The following is a 1,608-nucleotide window of genomic DNA, read 5'->3' on the forward strand; positions in this document are numbered from 1 at the left end:
TCAACACGGTGATCGTCGACGAAGTGCACGCCATCGCCGGGTCGAAGCGTGGTGCGCACCTGGCCTTGTCGCTGGCCCGGCTGGATCAACTCACCGACAAGCCCGCGCAACGAATCGGGTTGTCGGCGACGGTGCGCCCGCCCGAGGAGGTCGGGCGATTCCTGGTCGGCAACGCGCCGATCACCATTGTGCGGCCGCCCGCACCGAAGACCTTCGACCTGTCGGTGCGGGTGCCGGTGGCCGATATGACCGATCCGGGCGGCGACTCCGATCAGCCGGGTTCGATCTGGCCGCATGTCGACGAGGCCATCGTCGACCTGGTGCTCGAGCATCGGTCCTCGATCGTGTTCGCCAACTCCCGGCGGCTCGCCGAACGGCTCACGGCGCGGCTCAACGAGACCTATGCCGCCCGTCTCGGCGAGCCGGTGGAGACCGAGCACAAGCCACCCGCCCAGCTCGGGCCGTCCACCGAGGTGATCCACGGGGCCGAGCACCTGTTGGCGCGCGCCCATCACGGGTCGGTCAGCAAGGAACAGCGCGCCATCATCGAGGACGACCTCAAGACCGGTCGGCTGCGCTGCGTGGTGGCCACCAGCAGCCTCGAGCTCGGCATCGATATGGGCGCGGTGGACCTGGTGGTCCAGGTGGAGGCGCCGCCCTCGGTGGCCAGTGGGCTGCAACGGGTCGGGCGGGCCGGGCACCAGGTGGGTGAGATCTCGCGTGGCGTGCTGTTCCCCAAACACCGCACCGACGTGATCCACTGCACCGTCGCCGCCCAGCGCATGCTCACCGGTGAGATCGAGAAGCTCCAGATCCCCGCGCACCCGCTCGACATCCTCGCCCAGCAGACGGTGGCGGCCTGCGCGCTCGAACCCATCGACGTCGACGCCTGGTTCGATCTCGTCCGTTCCACCGGCAGCTACGCGAACCTGCCCCGCTCGGCCTACGAATCGGTGCTCGACCTGCTGGCCGGACGCTATCCGTCCGACGAGTTCGCCGAACTACGTCCGCGCGTGGTGTGGGACCGCGACGCGGGCACCATCACCGGCCGTCCCGGCGCCCAGCGCCTGGCGGTGACCTCCGGTGGCGCGATCCCCGACCGTGGGATGTTCGCGGTGTTCATGGTGGGCGAAAAGGCTTCGCGGGTGGGTGAACTCGACGAGGAGATGGTCTACGAGTCGCGCGTGGGCGATGTGTTCGCGCTCGGTGCGACCAGTTGGCGGATCGAGGAGATCACCTTCGATCGGGTCCTGGTGTCACCGGCGTTCGGGCTACCCGGCCGGTTGCCGTTCTGGCACGGTGACGGATTGGGCCGTCCCGCCGAATTGGGCGCCGCGCTGGGTGAATTCGTTCGCACGGCCGGTCAGGTATCAGCCGACGAGTTGTCCCGGATCGTGGCCGACATGGGCTCCGGCGCGGTGCTCACCTCGGCCGACGCCATGCCGGAAGTTCCCGGCCCGCTGACCGAACCCACCGCGACAACCCGGGGCTCGAAGAAGGCCGGGCGTACTGCGACGGCCGGCGTCGACGGCCCCACCGGAGCCGCCGACGGGCAGACCGCCACCGCGGGGAGGACGAAGACACCCGCCGAGCGGAGCAAGCCCGCGG

The 1,608-nt window shown here is 69.9% G+C and carries 1 protein-coding gene; it reads left to right on the top strand.

Features of this window, described 5'->3' with window-relative positions; translation table 11 throughout:
• Positions 1 to 1,608: helicase-related protein (locus ACFWF3_RS35305; RefSeq protein WP_379318466.1), on the top strand; the 1,608-nt coding region annotated here is incomplete at both ends.

The sequence above is a fragment of the Nocardia sp. NPDC060220 genome, from assembly GCF_042727815.1.
In the GTDB taxonomy this organism is placed as follows: domain Bacteria; phylum Actinomycetota; class Actinomycetes; order Mycobacteriales; family Mycobacteriaceae; genus Nocardia.